Below are 15,711 nucleotides of genomic sequence, written 5' to 3'. Positions count from 1 at the left end.
GGGCGGGCCCACCGGTGGACTCCGGCGGCGCGACGTCTAACGCACTCCATTCTCGATGCTATTCCTTTTCCACTGCAGGCGATCAAGCCACTGACGCGCCTCTTCGCGGTAACGGGTCAACGGGGAGTGACTCAGCGCCTCAAAGAGCGCTTGAGCATCCTGCGCACGGCCCAGGAAATAGTGGACCTGACCTAACATCAGGGCGGCCTCAGCGTCCAGCACCTCGACGCCAAGTGAGCCCTGGGCACGCTCCAGCCAGGGGCGCGCCTCGACCCACTCCTCGCTCTGCCAGAGGCGACGGCCGATCAGGTAGGCTACCCCGGGGTCCTCGGGGGTCTCCTCATCCCAGCGCATCAACCGGTACATGCCCATCGCACCACCGGGGGTGTCGATCAGATAGGAGCGCGCGCGGCGTTGTTCGCGTCGCGCATAGCGCAGACGCATCTGCAGGGAGCGCTCCAGATCGACGGGCACTCCGACCTCCAGGCACGACGCGTAGCTCTGCGACGCCTCCTTTGCGCGACCCGCCCTCCAGCGTAGATCGCCCATCAGGGCTTCGAGTTCCGCGCGCTCCACCGGGCTTAAGGGGCTCTGCTGACGCGCCTCCAGAAGATCGAGGGCCTCATCCATCTGGCCCATCTGCGCCAGGGCGCGCGCCAGCTCCAGGTGTGCCCAGAGCAGCTCGGGCTGCGCATCGAGCACGCGCCTTAAGAGCACGATGGCCTCCGCCGGCTGGCCGTCTCGGGAGGCCTCGTTGGCCTGACGTCGCCACTCCGCCATGGTGCGGGCGCAGACCCTGACGAAGATGCTGGGGCGATCGTAGAGGTAGCGCGCCACCTCGCGTTGATCCTCACTGAGATCGAGGGCGTCGACAAAGCGCTCCCACTCCCCGACCAGCGCGCCCACGTCGTTGCCATAGACCTCCTCAAAGTGGCCTTCACCGTAGACCTCTTTAAAGCGCTCAATGCCGTAGGTATCGATGAGGTAGCGCACAAAGGAGCCCATCAGGGTGTAGGCCCGGCCGGAGGCCTGGGTCCAGAAACCCGACGCGCCCAGCAGGGCTCCGAGGTCCGGGGCAATGCCCAGCTCGCGCATCGCGCGGCTGGCCTGGTGAGCGTCGAGTTCACGGGCGGGCCATTCAGCGGCAAAGGCCACCCCTTCGACGAGCCCCATATTCACGCCCACGCCGCGCTGCATGCTCAGCCTCAACGGGCCGCTGCCAAAGGGTTCGGTGAAGATGTGCGCCAACTCATGGGTGAGCATCCGATCGCCGGTGCCGCGCCAGAGGATGTGCATCTCGTGCAGCCAGAGTTTGGCCACCATGGTGTTGCGCCCGCCCATCAGCGCGCCCTTGGAGTCGCGATCGGCGTAGACGAAGCTGCGCACCTTTCGACCGTGCTCGGCCACGGGATCGGTACCGAAGAAGCGCTTGAGCTGGTCGTAGCGGTACTCATGATCTTCGGCGAGCAGCGGGGCCTTCTTTTGCCAGGCGCGCGTCTGCGGGTGATAGATCAAGAAGTGCTCAGTCTCAATGACGCCGCCGAGCTCCGCGATGATGTGGTCGCGATCGATGGCGATGCCCGCGTCCTGGCGGTGGGCAAACCCCACTGCCATCGCGAGCGTTGCTCCCAGCGCCAGGGTCGCCGTCCAGCCGGCGCGCGCGCCCTGCTTCCAGCGCCAGCGCGCGTCGAGCGCCGCGACCACAGCCACGATCGCCAGAGCGTGCAATGCCCGGTAGACGATGAGGCTTACAGGCACCGCCAGCGCCTCATCGTAGATGGAGCCGCCAAAATAACCCAGAAACCACTGATGCCCGACGATCGGGGGCTGGGTTGCAAGGTGGTACGCCAGCGCCGCGGCATCGAGCAGCGGCAACCCGAAGGCCAGCGCGTATGAGACTTTACGGCCTCGGAGCACCGTCACCGCGACCCAGGCGCTGGCCGTGCCCATCAGCACCGCCATCACCGAGATCAGCGCCCAGAAGCTCAGGCCAGCTCCCCAGTCGCAGTTGGGAACCCTAAGCCCGTTGAGCGACAGGATCAGCAGCGGCGCGATCAGCAGCGCCAGGTTGCGCAGCGCGAGCCTCCCGAAGTCCAGCGCGCGCCCCTTCAGCGCGTCGAAGCGGCGCGCATCAGCCACGGTGAGCCCCGTGGCGAGCAGCCCGCCGAGCACCCCGAAGAACGCTGCGGACTCATAGCCCACAAGGTTGAGCAGGGGCACAAAGGAGAGCACCACCGCCGCGAGAGCACATGCCCCCAGGGCGACCAGGTAGGTACGCGTCAGGTGCAGCTCAGCGACGCGGCGTGTGATGACCTTCCATGTTTTCAAATCGTACCCGGGTGCCTTCGCCGATACCCAGCTCGGCGCTCAACCCACCGTTGATCTCAAAGACGTAGCGCGCCGGCCGATCCACGCTGCGCGGCGTAAGCGTCTGCGGCTCCGCCATCTCCACGACCCCGACGACCTCGCCGGCGTCATCGATGAAGATCATGTCGAGGGGAATCAACGTGTTCTTCATCCAGAAGGAGAGCGTGCGCTCGGCGGGGTAGATAAAGAGCATCCCCCAGTCGTTGCGCATGTGCGGGCGGTACATCAACCCACGCGACTGCTCGGCCGCGGTGAGCGCGAGCTCGGTATAAAAGCTCACCAGTGGCTCACCGCCCTCCTCGGGCACCTCAACGTCGGGGGAGAAGAAGCTGAGCACGGGCGTCTCCTCGTCACGCTGGCCGCTCATCGCCGGGGGCACCTGACAGGTGCTCTCGATGCACCGATAGAAGCTCTCGCAGTGCTCATCGAGCACGCAGGTCGAGGCCTCGTCCTCGCTGCGCCCGCTGTCGGACGCGACGCTCTCTTCCGCTCCCGAGGTGTGCTCGCAGCTAAACGCCATCGTCATCAGCCCCACCAGCAGCACGAGGCATCCGCGGCTCACCGACGACGCTGTCGTGCCGGAGGTCAGGGGCATCTCAGATCTCCTCGATGGTCGAGCGGATCAGCGCCTTGAGCTGCGGATCGTCTTCGGACTCCAGGCGGGTCTGCAGGCGCGCCTTTTTGGTGCTGCCGGGCATCTTCGCCATCGCGACGATCGCCTCGCGGCGCACCTCGGTGGCGCCATCGCGCAGCGCGGTCTCCACCAGGGGCTGGGCGCTGGCGTGGCCGGTGTTGCCCAGGGCGCGGACGGCCACCGCCCGAAGTTCGGGCTCCTCGGAGTTGACCTGCAGCGCGATGTTGGTCACCGCCATCGCCAGATCGAAGCGCCCGAGCTGATTGAGCGCGGCGATCTTCACCTCGCGAGCCGGATCATTGACCGCGCCCCCTAAAAGACCGAGGTGGCGGCGCACCGACTCGGTGTCACCACCGATCGTAAAGGTCGTCAGCGCGCGCAGCGCCGCAGCGCGCACCGCCGGCGACTCATGCGTGGCCATCGGGCGAATGCGCTCGATCGCGCTCGGATCGTTGCGCATCCCCATCGCGTCGACCGCCGCAGCGACCACCCTCGGATCGCTGTCGTCGAGGTAGGCGGTCAACGTATCGGCCTGCTGGTTGGAGGGAGCGTTCCCCAGCGCGAGCGCCACGCTGCGGCGCACCTCCGCGGAGCGATCCTCACTCATCTCACTGAGGCGAGTTAGCGCGCGCTCCCCACCGATCTGCCCGAGGGCGCGGGCCGCAGCGCCGCGGATGGCGTCGTCGCGGCTCTCACTTCCCTCCAGCAGGCGCGTGAGCACCTGGGAGGATGGCGAGCCCCCCTGGCGCGCAGCGCGCTCGCCAAGGGCCTCGTAGGCTACGCGCTGCACGGCCAGGTTGCGCGACTCGGTCTGCGTAAGCACCTCATCGAGCGACTGCCCGACCATGATGGTGTAGGCCGCCTCCGTAAGTCGCTCCTCTTCGGCGCCGGAGGCATCCTCGGCGCGCTCTCGGAGTGCGGCGACGCTGGCCACATTATTCTGTAGCACCAGGGCCTCGGTGGCCGCCGCACGCCGGCGGGCGCTCTCGTCGCTCAAGAAGGCTTCCAGCGCCTGGCGACCGGCGTCGGTGTTGAGCGTGGCGACCTCATTGAGCGCCTGATTGATGTGCCCCTCGGTGCGATGTTTTGCGATATAGCTCAACCCGGCCAGACGCACGTCAGCGGGCTTATCGTCGGCCGAGAGGTCGTCGGCGAGCTGCAGGCGAACCTCGGCGTCGATCGCGTCGGTGCCCAGAGCGGCCACCCGGGCCTCATGGGCATCCAGCGCTTCGAGCGACGCCGCAGCGCGCATCGCGAGCTCGTTATTCTCGGCGCTGAGGGTCGCGACCAGAAGCTCGACCACGCGCTCATCACCCGAGAACCCGGCCAGCGCCTCGGCGGCGGCCAACTTCTCGGCATCTTCGCCCCGGCGCAGCAGGAAGAACTGCTTCTGGACGTTAAAGGTCTTATCGCGGGCCTCGCCCAGGAACTCGGCCATCGCCCGCGCCAGCGTGGCGCTCGACTCATCGGGCATGCGCTCGGCAACCGCTGTGAGCACACGCTCCTCACCGGCCTCTTCTTCGAGAACACGCAGCGTGGACTGACGCACCCGGGCATCCTCGTGACTCAGCAGCGGGAGCACCGCATCGAGGCGCAGCTCCCCGAGCTTCGGCAACACCTCCACCGCCGAGCGCACCGTGTGGGACTGCACCGCGTCCAGGTAGCTGTAGACCTGATCGACGACCGCCCCGCGCTCACTCGCCCAGCGCTCGCGCACCTGCGACATCGCCACAAGCTCACCATCGGGCATGATCACCTGAGCGCTGGTCACCGGCCCCGGGGGCACGACCTTCCACAGCGGCACACTCAGCGTATACGCCGCAAAAGGCACATCGGCGCGGGTCAGCGGACGATCCGCGTGCCCCGGAAAGCTCACCGCCGGCACCCCGAACTCCGTCATGGTGTAGACGGCCTCGGCGATGATGATCAGCGCGTACTGAGCGTGGTTGCGGTCAATATGCACCTCGACCGTCGCCCGCTCCGGCACCCGACCGGAGACCTCCACATAGGAGTTTCCGTACGTGGGACGCTTGGCGCGGCGGAGGCTCTCAAAGGCCCGCTCCAGCGTCTCCGTGGTGACCTCCCCGGCCAGCGAGCCCTCGGCGCGTGGCACCAGCATATAGTCGCGCTGGTCGGCCAGTCGCACCTCCTCGTAGGAGAAGCGCACGTTTCCACCCTGAGCCCACGCCTGGGGCACCGCGGTGAGTGTCCCGGCCGACATCAACAGGCCCGCTACCAGGGCGCCTATCCGCTTCTTCGCTTTCATCATCCAGCCTTCTCCTGCGATCGTTGTTCGACGTCGTCGCGCTCACGGTGAAAGGTCGTCCTTGGTCGAACCTCTACTTTGGAGCCCGCCACCATGACCTATAAGACGGCGCTTCTTCAAGATCATTCCAAACAGAGTCGACCGGTACGGCCCGACTCTGGCCACAAAAAAGCCCGCTCGAAGGCGGGCTCTCTCGTCGTCGGCGTCGCGGGCGACGCGCGACAGAATGCGATGCACAATCAGGCGCTCTTGTCGAGCAGGCTGCCCACGTGCTGGCCGTGCTTGGAGACCAGCGCCAGGCAGGAGTTGCTCGTGCAGGCCCACAGCATGCCGCTGGGCCCTTCGGTGAAGCGCATCACGCGCGTGATCTGCATCTCGGTCTGGCACACCGGACAGGTGCGGCTGTCGGCTTTGCCTTTTTTCTTACTCGCGATCTTTGCGGGACGCTTGGTAGCCATATCGATTCCCTGCTCTGTGAAGCCCCGGTCGCGCGTCGTGCGCTTTCGGTGGCGTCTTTCGTGGTTAAATGCCGCATCACTCGGTTCTGGTGAGTGACGTCATTCGGGGACTAGGATTCGAACCTAGATTGACGGGACCAGAACCCGCTGTCCTGCCGTTAGACGATCCCCGAGCACGCCCGTCGTAGCCGGGCATCCCCTCTGGGAGGCGGATAGCTATCCGATGGGCAGGGGTGTGTCAACAGGTTTTGGCCTTTTGACCCGAGGATAACAGGTGTGACGGTTGAATATTTCCCCGCAGATCCCCACACTGGAGCTATGGCCCTCAAGGGTGAGCTTGAGGCCATCCCCCCTACCCTATGGCGAGGACGCTATGCAGCAGCGCAGAACCCCGATGTCCGAAGGCCCCCGTTCGCTCGACGAGCTTCGCGCTCAACACCTCGAGCTTAAGGAGCGACTTCAGGCACTCGAGAAGCTGCGATCGCTCTCCCCCGAAGAGCAGTTTGAGGCTCGCGTCATCAAGAAGCGAAAGCTCGCCATCAAAGACGCCATGCGCGCGCTCGAACACCAGAGCTAAAAACTCGCCGCAGGCGCTCATCGGCGTTAGCTTTTGGTGCGGCGAAATAGCGTCGCTTCGCGCCGCGGTTTACCGAACGCATCCCCCGGCGGTGTGACACGCTCTAGAAGGCGTGTGACCTCCGTCGAGCTGCGGCCTCGTACCTTCACTGACCACGTCCGTCACCCAGGCACCCTTCCATGACTCGACGTCCCCCTGCCCCCCGGCTGGCTGCGGGAGCGCTGGCGGCCACCGTCGCGATCGCCCTTTTTAGTTTCGGCGCCGACTCCGCCCCCGCCCAGGATGGTGAGGCGCGCGTCAGCGCGATGGCCCGCGCCGGCCAGGCCAAAAGCCCACGCCCGAGCGCGCTTGTTCAGGCGCGCCAGATCCTGGATCGATCGGCCGATGCCGCCCGAGACGCCGCGCGCCAATGCGCTACTGCCTCCCTTATTGGGGAGGAAGCTCGACAGGCGCTGCTCTGGCAGCGCCCCGACGAGGCGGCCGCCGCGCTCGATGCGCTGCTCCAGATTGAGTGCGACACGTCGGCCTCCACGCGCAACCTGACGCACTTTCAGCGCGCGTACCTTGCCTACCATCAGGGCGACCACGCCACCGCGCTCACGCACCTCGACGCGCTGGAGGGCAGCACGCCCATCGACGATTACGTCAGCTACCTGCGCGCGCTCAACCTGAGCGCGTTGGAACGCCACCAGGAGGCCGCCCAGGCCTACGAGCGCGTCTACGAGGCCAAAGACAGCCCCATGATCTGGCGCGCGCGCGCCGCTCAGGCCGAAGCGCTGATGGCCGCCGAGCGCTATGAGCAGGCCGCCCCCGTGCTCACGCAGATCGCCGAGATGTTCCCCGATTACCCGCGCCGCCACATCATCCTCTACCTGCAGGGGCGCGCGCTCGAGGCAACCGACCGCCCTCAAGACGCCGCCCGCTCCTACCAGCTGGCCTGGTTTGAGTTTCCTTATAAAGAAGAAGGAGAGCTCGCGCTGGAACGCCTCGACGTACTGCGTGAACAGGGGGTTACCATCGCCGAAATCCCCCGTGAGGATCGTCTCAAACGCTTCCGCCAACTTCGCGTCGACAAATTCTGGCCGCTGGCCCACGAACTGCTCACCGGCCTGCTCGAAGAGCACGCCACCGAGAGCGGCGACTCGGCTTTTGAGAACGAGGTCACGCTCGAGATCGCGCTTAACCGTTATTACAGCCACCAGTTCGAGGCCTCACTCCCCTACTTCGAGGAGGCCCGGCGGCGTTTTGAAGCCGGCAATGAAGCCGGCATGAGCAAACGCACGCTCTACCGCTTCCACAGCTTCGCCCTGGCGCGCCTGGGGCGCTTTGATGAAGCCATCGAAGCGCTGGAGACACTCTACCGCGGCGAACCCGCCCGGGAGCTCCTGAGCGCACTTGCGGGCTTCTACGAGCAGCACGGCCGCTACCCCGAGGCCCTCGCCGCCTACGACCGGCTCTACAGCGCCTACCGCAAACGTGGGTGGCACTACACCTACCTGCTCTATAAGAGCGGGAAGTTCGACGAGGCGTACGAAAACCTGCGGCGTCTGGCGGATCGCTCCAGCGGCCAGAACCGCGCCAAGTACCTCTACTGGACCGCGCGCACCCTGGAGCGCAGCGGCAACGACGAAGAAGCTGCCCTGGTCTTCGATGACGTGGCTCAGGCCTACCCCACGAGCTATTACGGACTTCAGGCCGCCGGGCGCCTTCTCGACCTTCGCCAGCGCGCCGGAAGCGACGGTGGCTTCGTCCAGGCCGAGCGGGTCGTCGAGAGCTCCGATGAGGTCTTCGACGCCTTCGACGAAGCCTCCTTCTACGGCTTTCGTCAGGCCCCGGGCACCTATCAGGATCCGCGCGCCACACCGCTGCCCGGCGCGCTCACCGAAGAAGGCCCGGTACGCCGCACCGACACCGGTCCGTACTACGCCACGCCCTGCGATCCCGAAGACGACGGCTGCGTCTCAACGCCCTCGATGGTCGCTCCCGGCGTCGGGCTGACCTGGAACCCGGGCCGCCCCCTCATCGCGCCCTCCCAACTTCTGGGCGTAGAGCCCGACACCTCCCGCGACGAGATCGATGACACCGACCGCGACAACATCGCCGGCCTCGACGATCGAAACGCCCCCCAGGCGCGTGTGCCCTCCGGCGAGGTCGACTTCACTCGCCCCGCCGGCCGCGTGCGCTACAACGCCGAGGCCCGCATCTACTGGGGAGGCCGTAACGGCTCCGACATGGCCTTTGTGAACTATGCACGTGGCGAGATGATCGGGCCGGTGCCCGAGGCCATCACAGCCTACGATGACGACACCCACCGCGGGGGGCTGGCCCGCGCGGTCGAAGAGGCCGGGGAGCTCTTTCCCAACCTGGAGCGCGCCCGCTGGCTCTGGCAGGCCGGCTGGACCACCGAGGCCCGCCGCGTCATCCGCGACGTCAGCCTGGAGTTTCGTGGCCTCTCGCGACGCGCCCGCGCCGGCTCCAGCCCGGTGGAGCTCCCCTACCGCCGGTGGGGCTACTACATCGACAACCGCCCGCCCCGAAAGCAGGCCCAGCTCTGGGGCATGGAGTCCGATGAGCTGCGCTTCCCGGTGGCCACAACCACCTCGGAGCGACGCGCCCAGATCGCGCGCCAGCAGGCCATCTTCGATCGCCGGCGCCGTCTTGATACCGTGCTGGTTCACGCCTTCCAGGAGGTCGGTGACTATCATCTGGTCCGTCGCCACGCGCTCGGCAACACCTGGTGGCTGCGCCGCGCCCCCGAGGGCGAGGCCCGCCGTTACTGGATGATGGCCTACCCCCGCGCCTTCCCCGAGAAGGTCATCCCCCTGGCCAAACAACACGGGGTCAACCCCTACATGATCTGGGCCTTGATGCTGGTCGAGAGCTCCTTCAACCCCGACTCCTTAAGCCGCGCCGACGCCCTGGGGCTCTTGCAGGTGATCCCGCGCACCGGCCTGAAGATCGCCGACCTCTTCGGTGACGAAGACTTCGGCCCCTACGATCTTCTCGAAGAAGATAACGCCATCGCCCACGGCATCTTCTACTTCAGCCGCCTTGTGCGGAAGTTCCACGGCCAGGAGCTCTTTGCCTTCGCCGGCTACAACGGCGGCCCGCACCGCGTCGGCGCCTGGCTGGAGATGCGCGGCCATCAGATCCCGCTCGATGAGTTTATCGAAGAGATCCCCTACGCCGAGGCCCGCGGCTACGCCAAAAAGGTGCTGCGCTTTGTGAACCTCTACCTGCGCATCTACGAAGATGGCGAGCCCCTCTACGTCGGTCAGAACGTCCGTCAGGACTACCTGGAGATGCCCAACTTCTGAGCCCGGCCGGGCCCCACAGGTAGCTCCCACACACAAAGAGAGCGCGCTCGCCACTGGCAAGCGCGCTCTTTTTGTTCACGCTCAAAACGTGCGAATTCAGATCTGGTAGATGGGCCGAAAGTCCTCCAGACGAAGTTCGGGCACGCTGTCGGCGATCGACTGAATCGTATAACGCTCCAGCACGCGGATCGTCGCATCGCGCACCTCACACCAGACCGGCCCAAACGCCCGCTGCCGCTCGGTGAGCTCGCCCTCGGCCGCCGCCGTGCGATCTTCGTAGCCCAGCGGCGCGACCGGCCCGTCCAGGTGACGGATCACGCTGAGCAGCGTGATCTCGCTGGCCGGCCTCGCCAGCATGTACCCGCCGTTGGCCCCCCGCTTGCTGCGCACGAACCCGCCGCGTTTTAAGTCGGCCATGATCCCTTCCAGAAACTTCCCCGGAAGCTCCTCCTCGTCGGCGATCGTCTGAATGCTCATCGGCTCGCAACTTCGGGCCCCTGCGAGGGTCACCAGGGCGCGAAGCCCGTACATCGTCCGTGCGCTAATCTCCATGACCTGCTCCTCTGCTGCGGCGGCCTCAGCTCTCCAGCGAGCCCGATGGGTGGGCGCTGCCAACCTTGCCCAACACCGTCACCAGCACCGCCCCCACAAGCGCGGCGATGATCGACGCGATCACGGTGCCGTTGATGCCGGCCGGCATCACATTGACCACATAGCCCGACGCCATCCCCCGAAAGGGCCAGATGCCCCGAAGACAGCCCAGCATCAGCCCCACCAACACCCCGAGTGTGGGCACAGTGAAGCGGTGCAACAACCAGCTTAACACCCGCGAGAAGCTCAAAATGCCAACGGCCGCCCCCACCATAAAGAGCCCCACATACATCGCCGCGTTCATCGGAAGACTCCCCGAGGCCAGCCCCGTGAGGACGCCTTTGAGCGCATTGAGCACAAAGAAATACCCGCCCAGAATCAGCAGAAGATACGACCCGCTGATCCCCGGAAGGATCATCGCGCAGATCGCGATCATCCCCACCACAAAGATGTACCAGGGCGCCGGCTGCGGGATCTGCACAGGCGTGCCGGCCGGGATGGTCAACGCCTCATAGGCCTCGCTGCGCGCCTTGACCGCATCTTTATCCTGCGCGGCCTCGGCCCCCGGGGGCGCGAGATTCAACTCGGGATAGGCCTGGGCCATCGCCTCTCGCAGCGCTTCATTCTGAGGCGCCCAGTAGACCTGCTCGGCCGCCCAGGCGCTGGGGCCTTCGCGCACCACATCCCGCATGGTCTGCTCCTGAGAGCTGACCTCTTTCCAGGTCATCTGAGTCTCGAAGGTGGTGGCCGGGTTGGTCAGCACCCACCCGAAGATCACCCCAAACACGACCGCCACAGCCGCCACAGCCTTCATGCGGCTGTCGCGAAACTCGATCATCTTAAAGGGCACCGGCACACTCGCCAGAATCAGCCCGAAGAAGAGCGCCCGCATCACCTCCGGATAGCGCTCCAAGAGCCCCGGCAGCACCAGCCCCCCGACGGCGATGGCCGTGGCGATGCCGGCGCCAAGTACCATCAAAAAGACCAGGTTGAGCTTCTCGAGTGCAGCGATCAGCGCGCGCCGATCCTCGTCTTTCCGTCCCTGGGTCAACCACCGCCCCAGAGGGGCCACCCACCGCAGGTTGAGCCCCTTTATCGTATTGACCAGCTCGGTGTAGATTCCAAGAATCAACGCCAGCGTGCCGCCACTGACCCCCGGAATGATGTCGGCGATGCCCATGCACACGCCTTTAAAATAGAGCAACACTCGCTGCATCCCTGCCTCATCTCTTCGCGCGCCCTGGCAATGAGCGCGCTTTATGGGGGCGTCTCCACGCCCCGAAAGGTTGAACGATGTCCGACGACTTCGCACCATCGATTGGCGACAACTACCCTGACTACCTCGACGACGAAGCCGGATACCTTTACCACGCATGGGAGGTCACCTCCATCGGGGAGGCCGCCCGCCATGACCGTTGGCTCCTGGCGCCGCTCGATGACGAGCTTCCCCTCAGCGAGTTGCAGAGCGATCTGGAGCGCTGGGCGCTGGCCCGCCGCTGCCTGCAGCTGCAACGCCCCGACGATTTTTTGACAATCTGCGAGGCGATCCTCACCGGCGAGCGCCACCATCCGGCGTTGAACTATGGCGAGATCGCCTTGCAACGCGCCGCCGCCCTCGCCCGGGCCGCACGACTTCCGGACGCCCTCGCTGTGATCGACGTTGACGCAGGCGCGCCCCATCCCCTGCCCCTCTCGTCGGCGCGCGCGAAGGCCTGGCTAACCCTGCTCGCCGGACATCCCGAAGATGCCGACCGCCTCTACCAGGATGCGCTTGGCGTGGCGCCGGAAGCCTCCCCGGGAGACACCCTCTTTGAGATCGCCGAAGACTTCGTACGTGCCGGCGCCATCGCCCAGGCTCGGGCATGGATCGAACGCACTGCAGAACATCTTCACGCCCACAACGATCGCCTCACCGCAGTCGATCTGGAGCTGCTTCGCGAAGAGCTTCGCGCTCTTGAAACCACAACACCCGATCCCGCCCCCTGAAGCCCTCCTCGACGCTCCCCAACATAAAAAAGCCCGGCTCGCCAGAGCCGGGCTTTTTTATGGAGAGAGGACACCGTCCCGCTCACTGCAGCACGAAGGGCGCGCGAACTTCGATGGGCTCTCCGTTGAAGCTCGGGAAGCTCCACCGGTCACGGTGCGTGTTCATGCACCGACTAAACTCGGTGCCTTCCAACGAATCCGGCTCCAGCTTGATGCGCCCGATACGCCCGGTGTTGAGCACCTGCAGCGTCAGGTGAATGCGTCGCGCATCAATGGTGCCACCGCGCCACATGTGGCGCTCGCGGCACAGCCCGATGCTCTGCGAGACCGTACGAAATCCCTGGGCGACCTCTTCCGGAGAGAGCCCCTGCGGGCCTTTGGCTTTGCGACCGGCCTCCAGCTCCGCATGCGGGCGGTAGATCTCCCGGTTCGACTCGGTCTTGAGCGCCGCCATCCGCTGGAAGCGGTCATCGGCCACGTTGGCCTCCGCCGCACCCGCCAGCCCGCCGACCTCAAAGCCACCGGCGGTCGCGCCCACGCCGTCACGGTTGATGCCGGAGCTCGACGTCCCGCGACCGATCTGGGCGCCCTCGGTGGAGCCCCCTTCAAAGCGCAGGGCGTTGGCGTCGATCTTCGGAAGAAGCCGCGGGTTGTTCTCGGCGCGCGCGATTTGCTCGCGGCGGATCTCTTCGGCGCTCTTACCCGCCTTACGCGCTTCTTCTTCCTGCTCAAAGGCCGCGCGGCCCTCTTCGCGGGAGATCACGATGTCTTCTTCGATCACAAACATGCTGGTCGCGCGCGCGGCCTGCTCTTTGGAGTACTTGTTGAACTTCGGCGCCTGACCCAGGTTATCGAAACGCACCTTCGGCCCGGTGTCCACGACCTCCGTCGACTCCGAGGTGGCCACCACGTAACCGACGCCCCCGATCACACACACCAGAACGAGCGCCGCCGCTCCGAAGAAGATCATGCGCTTGCGGCTGTCTTTCTTGATGGAATTGAGCTGAATCAGCAGGCTCCCGGTGATCTCCTCCAGGCGACTTGATGAGGTCGCCTTGGGGTCACCGAGCCTGGGTGCGCTGGGGAAGAAGGGCACCGCGTCGGTGGGCTGGTCCTCCTGCGCATCGCCCTCCTGCGCCTTCTGCTGAGGCTGGGCGCCTGCTGGCGTGGTCGCACTCGGCACATCAAACCCACCGAAAAGCCCGTCATGCTCCGAGGTGGGCTCGCTGTGCGTCTGCGGGGCATCGTCGCCCGCATCCAGCGTGTCGCCCAGAGCGAAGTCCATGCCGCTGTCGGGTTGCGCGTCGTCTCCGCCGAAGGCGGGCTCGGTCGCAGCGTCGTCTTCCTCTTCGGCTTCGTCCTCATCGAGGTGCAGGCGCTCGCGAAGTTTCGCCAGACGATCTTTACGCGCACCTTCGCCCGTCGACTCGAGACTCGCCTTGAAACCTTCCACCGCCTTATCGGCGCTCGCCGCCTGACGGGCAGCCGCCGCTTTGAGCACCTCGGAGCGGTTCAGATCGACGACCGTCGCGTCGTCCTCAGCCTCGCTGGGCTCGGCCTCGGTGAAGCTGGGCTCAGCCCCGAGCCCCAGCCCGGCGTCCTCGGGCGCGCTGACCGCGCTGAGGGCCTCTTTAACCCCGATGGTGCGCGGCGAGGGCTTGACGGCCTGGGCCTGCGCCAGCGCGTCGGCAAACTCCGCGACCGCGCGCAGCGGCTTCCAGTCGCCGAAGGTCTCATTCCAGAGGTACGCCGCGTCACCGACCTCACCCGAGGCGACCTTCTGGCGGAGCACCTCTTCGGCCATCGGCCCAAACGACTGGCCGTTGATGGCATAGTGCCAGGCCACCGTGCGCGCACCGGGTGCAGCCGGAGGTGCGGCCGCCGCCGGCCGACTCGCCTCGCGTACCGTGATGATGTGGCTGCATTTCTTGCAGCGCACCTTCAGAACCTTGCCTCGAACCTTCTCATCGGCGATCGAGTACTTGGTCTGGCAACTGTCGCAGTAGAACTTCATGCAGATTGAGTCCTCATTCGGGCCTGTCTGGGCCTCGGAAAATCGGGGCAACTCTACCGCTCGTAACCCTATGTGACAAGCGGCCTTGCGCCCCCTCTTTGAGGGATGCCAACCGCCCAAACTTGAAACGCGATGCGTGTGTGCGCAACCTCTTCAGGTCGCGTCCAACCCGCGAGCGTGTTGATTGTCCCACTCCCTTTGTGTCGAACGGAGCTTTGATGATGTTCTCCCCACCCTCTCTGTCCAGCCGCCATCTTCTCATCGCAGCGCTCGCCATCCTCATGCTCGGGTTGAGCGCCTGCGGCATCGCCGCCTTCACCATCACCGAAGATAGCGGGGTGATCGAGATCGAGGGACGAGGCGGCAGCCTGCTGGGGCTGGGCGACGTCTTCCCGACGCGCATCCCCCTGAGCGTCAACCTTGAGCAAGAACTTCAAGCTCAGGACGCCGACGGCGCCAAAGCGGTCTACCTCACCGACCTGACCTTCGGGCTCGAGAGCGACAGCGAAGAGCCCAACTTCGACTTCATCGATGAGGTCACCATCACGATCGAGTCCACACGCGATGGCTCCGATCTTCCCGCGGTGGAGTTGGCCTGGCGCGACCCGGCCCCGGAAGGCGCCACCGATTTCGCCCTGGAGATCGAAGATGGCGTCAACCTCAAGCCCTATATCGAAGAAGGCATGCGCCTGAGCAGCGACGCCTCCGGCAGCGCCCCCGAGCAGACCGCCCGTTTTCGCGTCATCGCCGACTTCCGCGTCGAGGTGCTCTGAGCTTTAGTCCTCGTCGCGCCCGTCGAGCTCTTCGATGATCGTGCGGACCTGAAACTCGGTCTGATCGATCTTCTCGCGGCACATGCGAATGAGCTCGGCGGCGCGGGCCACCCGCTCGCCAAGCTCATCGAGATCGACGGCGTCGCCTTCGATGGCGGCCAGGATGCGGTTGAGCTCTTCCATAGCTTCGCCATAGCTGAGGCTCTCTTCGGGGGGCGTGGCAAACTCGCTCATGGGGTCTCCTCAGGCGTCGTACCATCGGCGCGATCGGCGCCGGTTGAAGAAGGATCATCAAGGTTGGGGGCGTCGGCGTCAGGCGCACGGGTGGCCGCCAGGCGACCGCCGGCGAGCTCCACCTCAAAGCGGGCTCCTACAGGGAGTTGGCCCGGCTCACGCACCACGCCCTGCGGTCCGCGCACAATCGCAAAGCCGCGGGCGAGCACTCGGGCCGGATCAAGCAGTCGGCGGTGCTCCTCGGCAAACTCCAGCTGCGCCCGGGCCTGCTTAAGCGTCACTCGGGTGGCGCGATCGAGGCGCTCCTGGCGATCGCCAAGCTCCTCCGACCTGCGCCGAAGTCGCGCCTGCACCGCCGGCCATGAGAGCCCGCGGGAGGCCCGCTCCACCTCTCGCCGCGCATCATCGGTGCGCCGCTCCACCGCCCGGGTCAGCCGCTCCTCGGCGCGCTGGGTGAGGCGTTCGGCCTGCTCCACGCGGCGGCGCACCGCCAC

13 protein-coding genes and 1 tRNA gene are annotated in these 15,711 nt (G+C 66.1%); 4 read left to right on the top strand and 10 right to left on the bottom strand.

Annotated features, from left to right (window positions below; translation table 11 throughout):
- Positions 1 to 36 precede the first annotated feature (36 nt).
- From FRC96_RS20405 to FRC96_RS20385, 5 genes are all read right to left on the bottom strand, one after another.
- The gene (locus FRC96_RS20405) at positions 37 to 2,328 is read right to left on the bottom strand and encodes a tetratricopeptide repeat protein (RefSeq protein ID WP_146977358.1); all 2,292 of its coding nucleotides are present in this window, start codon (positions 2,326 to 2,328) and stop codon (positions 37 to 39) included.
- Entirely contained in the window at positions 2,291 to 2,962 is a 672-nt protein-coding gene (locus FRC96_RS20400; RefSeq protein ID WP_146977357.1) for a DUF192 domain-containing protein, read from the bottom strand. Before FRC96_RS20400 ends, FRC96_RS20405 begins: the two co-directional genes overlap by 38 nt.
- Before the next feature lies 1 nt (position 2,963).
- Entirely contained in the window at positions 2,964 to 5,270 is a 2,307-nt protein-coding gene (locus tag FRC96_RS20395; protein ID WP_146977355.1) for a HEAT repeat domain-containing protein, read from the bottom strand.
- Positions 5,271 to 5,506: 236 nt separating this feature from the next.
- Positions 5,507 to 5,725, bottom strand: coding sequence for a hypothetical protein (locus FRC96_RS20390; RefSeq protein ID WP_146977353.1), 219 nt, complete (start codon positions 5,723 to 5,725; stop codon positions 5,507 to 5,509).
- 102 nt (positions 5,726 to 5,827) lie between these two features.
- A tRNA-Gln gene (locus tag FRC96_RS20385) sits at positions 5,828 to 5,898 on the bottom strand.
- 200 nt (positions 5,899 to 6,098) lie between these two features.
- Between FRC96_RS20385 and FRC96_RS20380 the strand changes: the two genes are divergently transcribed.
- Together FRC96_RS20380 and FRC96_RS20375 are read left to right on the top strand one after the other, a co-directional pair.
- Positions 6,099 to 6,302, top strand: coding sequence for a DUF465 domain-containing protein (locus FRC96_RS20380; protein WP_146977352.1), 204 nt, complete (start codon positions 6,099 to 6,101; stop codon positions 6,300 to 6,302).
- 179 nt (positions 6,303 to 6,481) lie between these two features.
- Complete coding sequence (locus tag FRC96_RS20375) at positions 6,482 to 9,619, top strand: tetratricopeptide repeat protein (protein ID WP_146977350.1); 3,138 nt, start codon at positions 6,482 to 6,484, stop codon at positions 9,617 to 9,619.
- Positions 9,620 to 9,715: 96 nt separating this feature from the next.
- On the opposite strand, the gene FRC96_RS20370 is transcribed toward FRC96_RS20375, so the two are convergent.
- Both FRC96_RS20370 and FRC96_RS20365 read right to left on the bottom strand, forming a co-directional pair.
- Positions 9,716 to 10,171, bottom strand: a complete 456-nt coding sequence (locus FRC96_RS20370; RefSeq protein ID WP_146977348.1) for an RrF2 family transcriptional regulator — start codon at positions 10,169 to 10,171, stop codon at positions 9,716 to 9,718.
- Positions 10,172 to 10,196: 25 nt separating this feature from the next.
- A complete protein-coding gene (locus tag FRC96_RS20365) occupies positions 10,197 to 11,426 on the bottom strand; it encodes a DUF368 domain-containing protein (protein ID WP_230470521.1) in 1,230 nt (409 codons plus the stop codon).
- A gap of 77 nt (positions 11,427 to 11,503) precedes the next feature.
- On the opposite strand from FRC96_RS20365, the gene FRC96_RS20360 reads away from it, so the two are divergent.
- A complete protein-coding gene (locus FRC96_RS20360) occupies positions 11,504 to 12,196 on the top strand; it encodes a hypothetical protein (RefSeq protein WP_146977345.1) in 693 nt (230 codons plus the stop codon).
- Between the two features lie 82 nt (positions 12,197 to 12,278).
- On the opposite strand, the gene FRC96_RS22510 is transcribed toward FRC96_RS20360, so the two are convergent.
- On the bottom strand, positions 12,279 to 14,210 hold the full coding sequence (locus FRC96_RS22510) for a GYF domain-containing protein (RefSeq protein WP_230470520.1): 1,932 nt from the start codon (positions 14,208 to 14,210) through the stop codon (positions 12,279 to 12,281).
- A gap of 218 nt (positions 14,211 to 14,428) precedes the next feature.
- Here FRC96_RS22510 and FRC96_RS20350 point away from each other — a divergent pair, with 218 nt between their 5' ends.
- A complete protein-coding gene (locus FRC96_RS20350; protein WP_146977343.1) occupies positions 14,429 to 14,983 on the top strand; it encodes a hypothetical protein in 555 nt (184 codons plus the stop codon).
- A 3-nt stretch (positions 14,984 to 14,986) separates the two neighbouring features.
- Here the strand turns inward: FRC96_RS20350 and xseB are convergent, their stop codons facing one another.
- Positions 14,987 to 15,217 carry an exodeoxyribonuclease VII small subunit gene (gene xseB, locus FRC96_RS20345; RefSeq protein ID WP_146977341.1) on the bottom strand — a complete coding sequence of 77 codons (231 nt, stop codon included), beginning with the start codon at positions 15,215 to 15,217 and terminating at the stop codon, positions 14,987 to 14,989.
- Positions 15,214 to 15,711, bottom strand: a 498-nt coding sequence (locus FRC96_RS20340; RefSeq protein WP_230470519.1) for an exodeoxyribonuclease VII large subunit, incomplete at its 5' end; no start/stop codon positions are given. The genes xseB and FRC96_RS20340, both read right to left, overlap by 4 nt.

The organism is Lujinxingia vulgaris, assembly GCF_007997005.1.
In the GTDB taxonomy this organism is placed as follows: Bacteria; Myxococcota_A; Bradymonadia; order Bradymonadales; family Bradymonadaceae; genus Lujinxingia.
The sequence above is the reverse complement of the archived record's forward strand: the minus strand, read 5'-3'. Positions and strand labels throughout refer to the sequence as shown.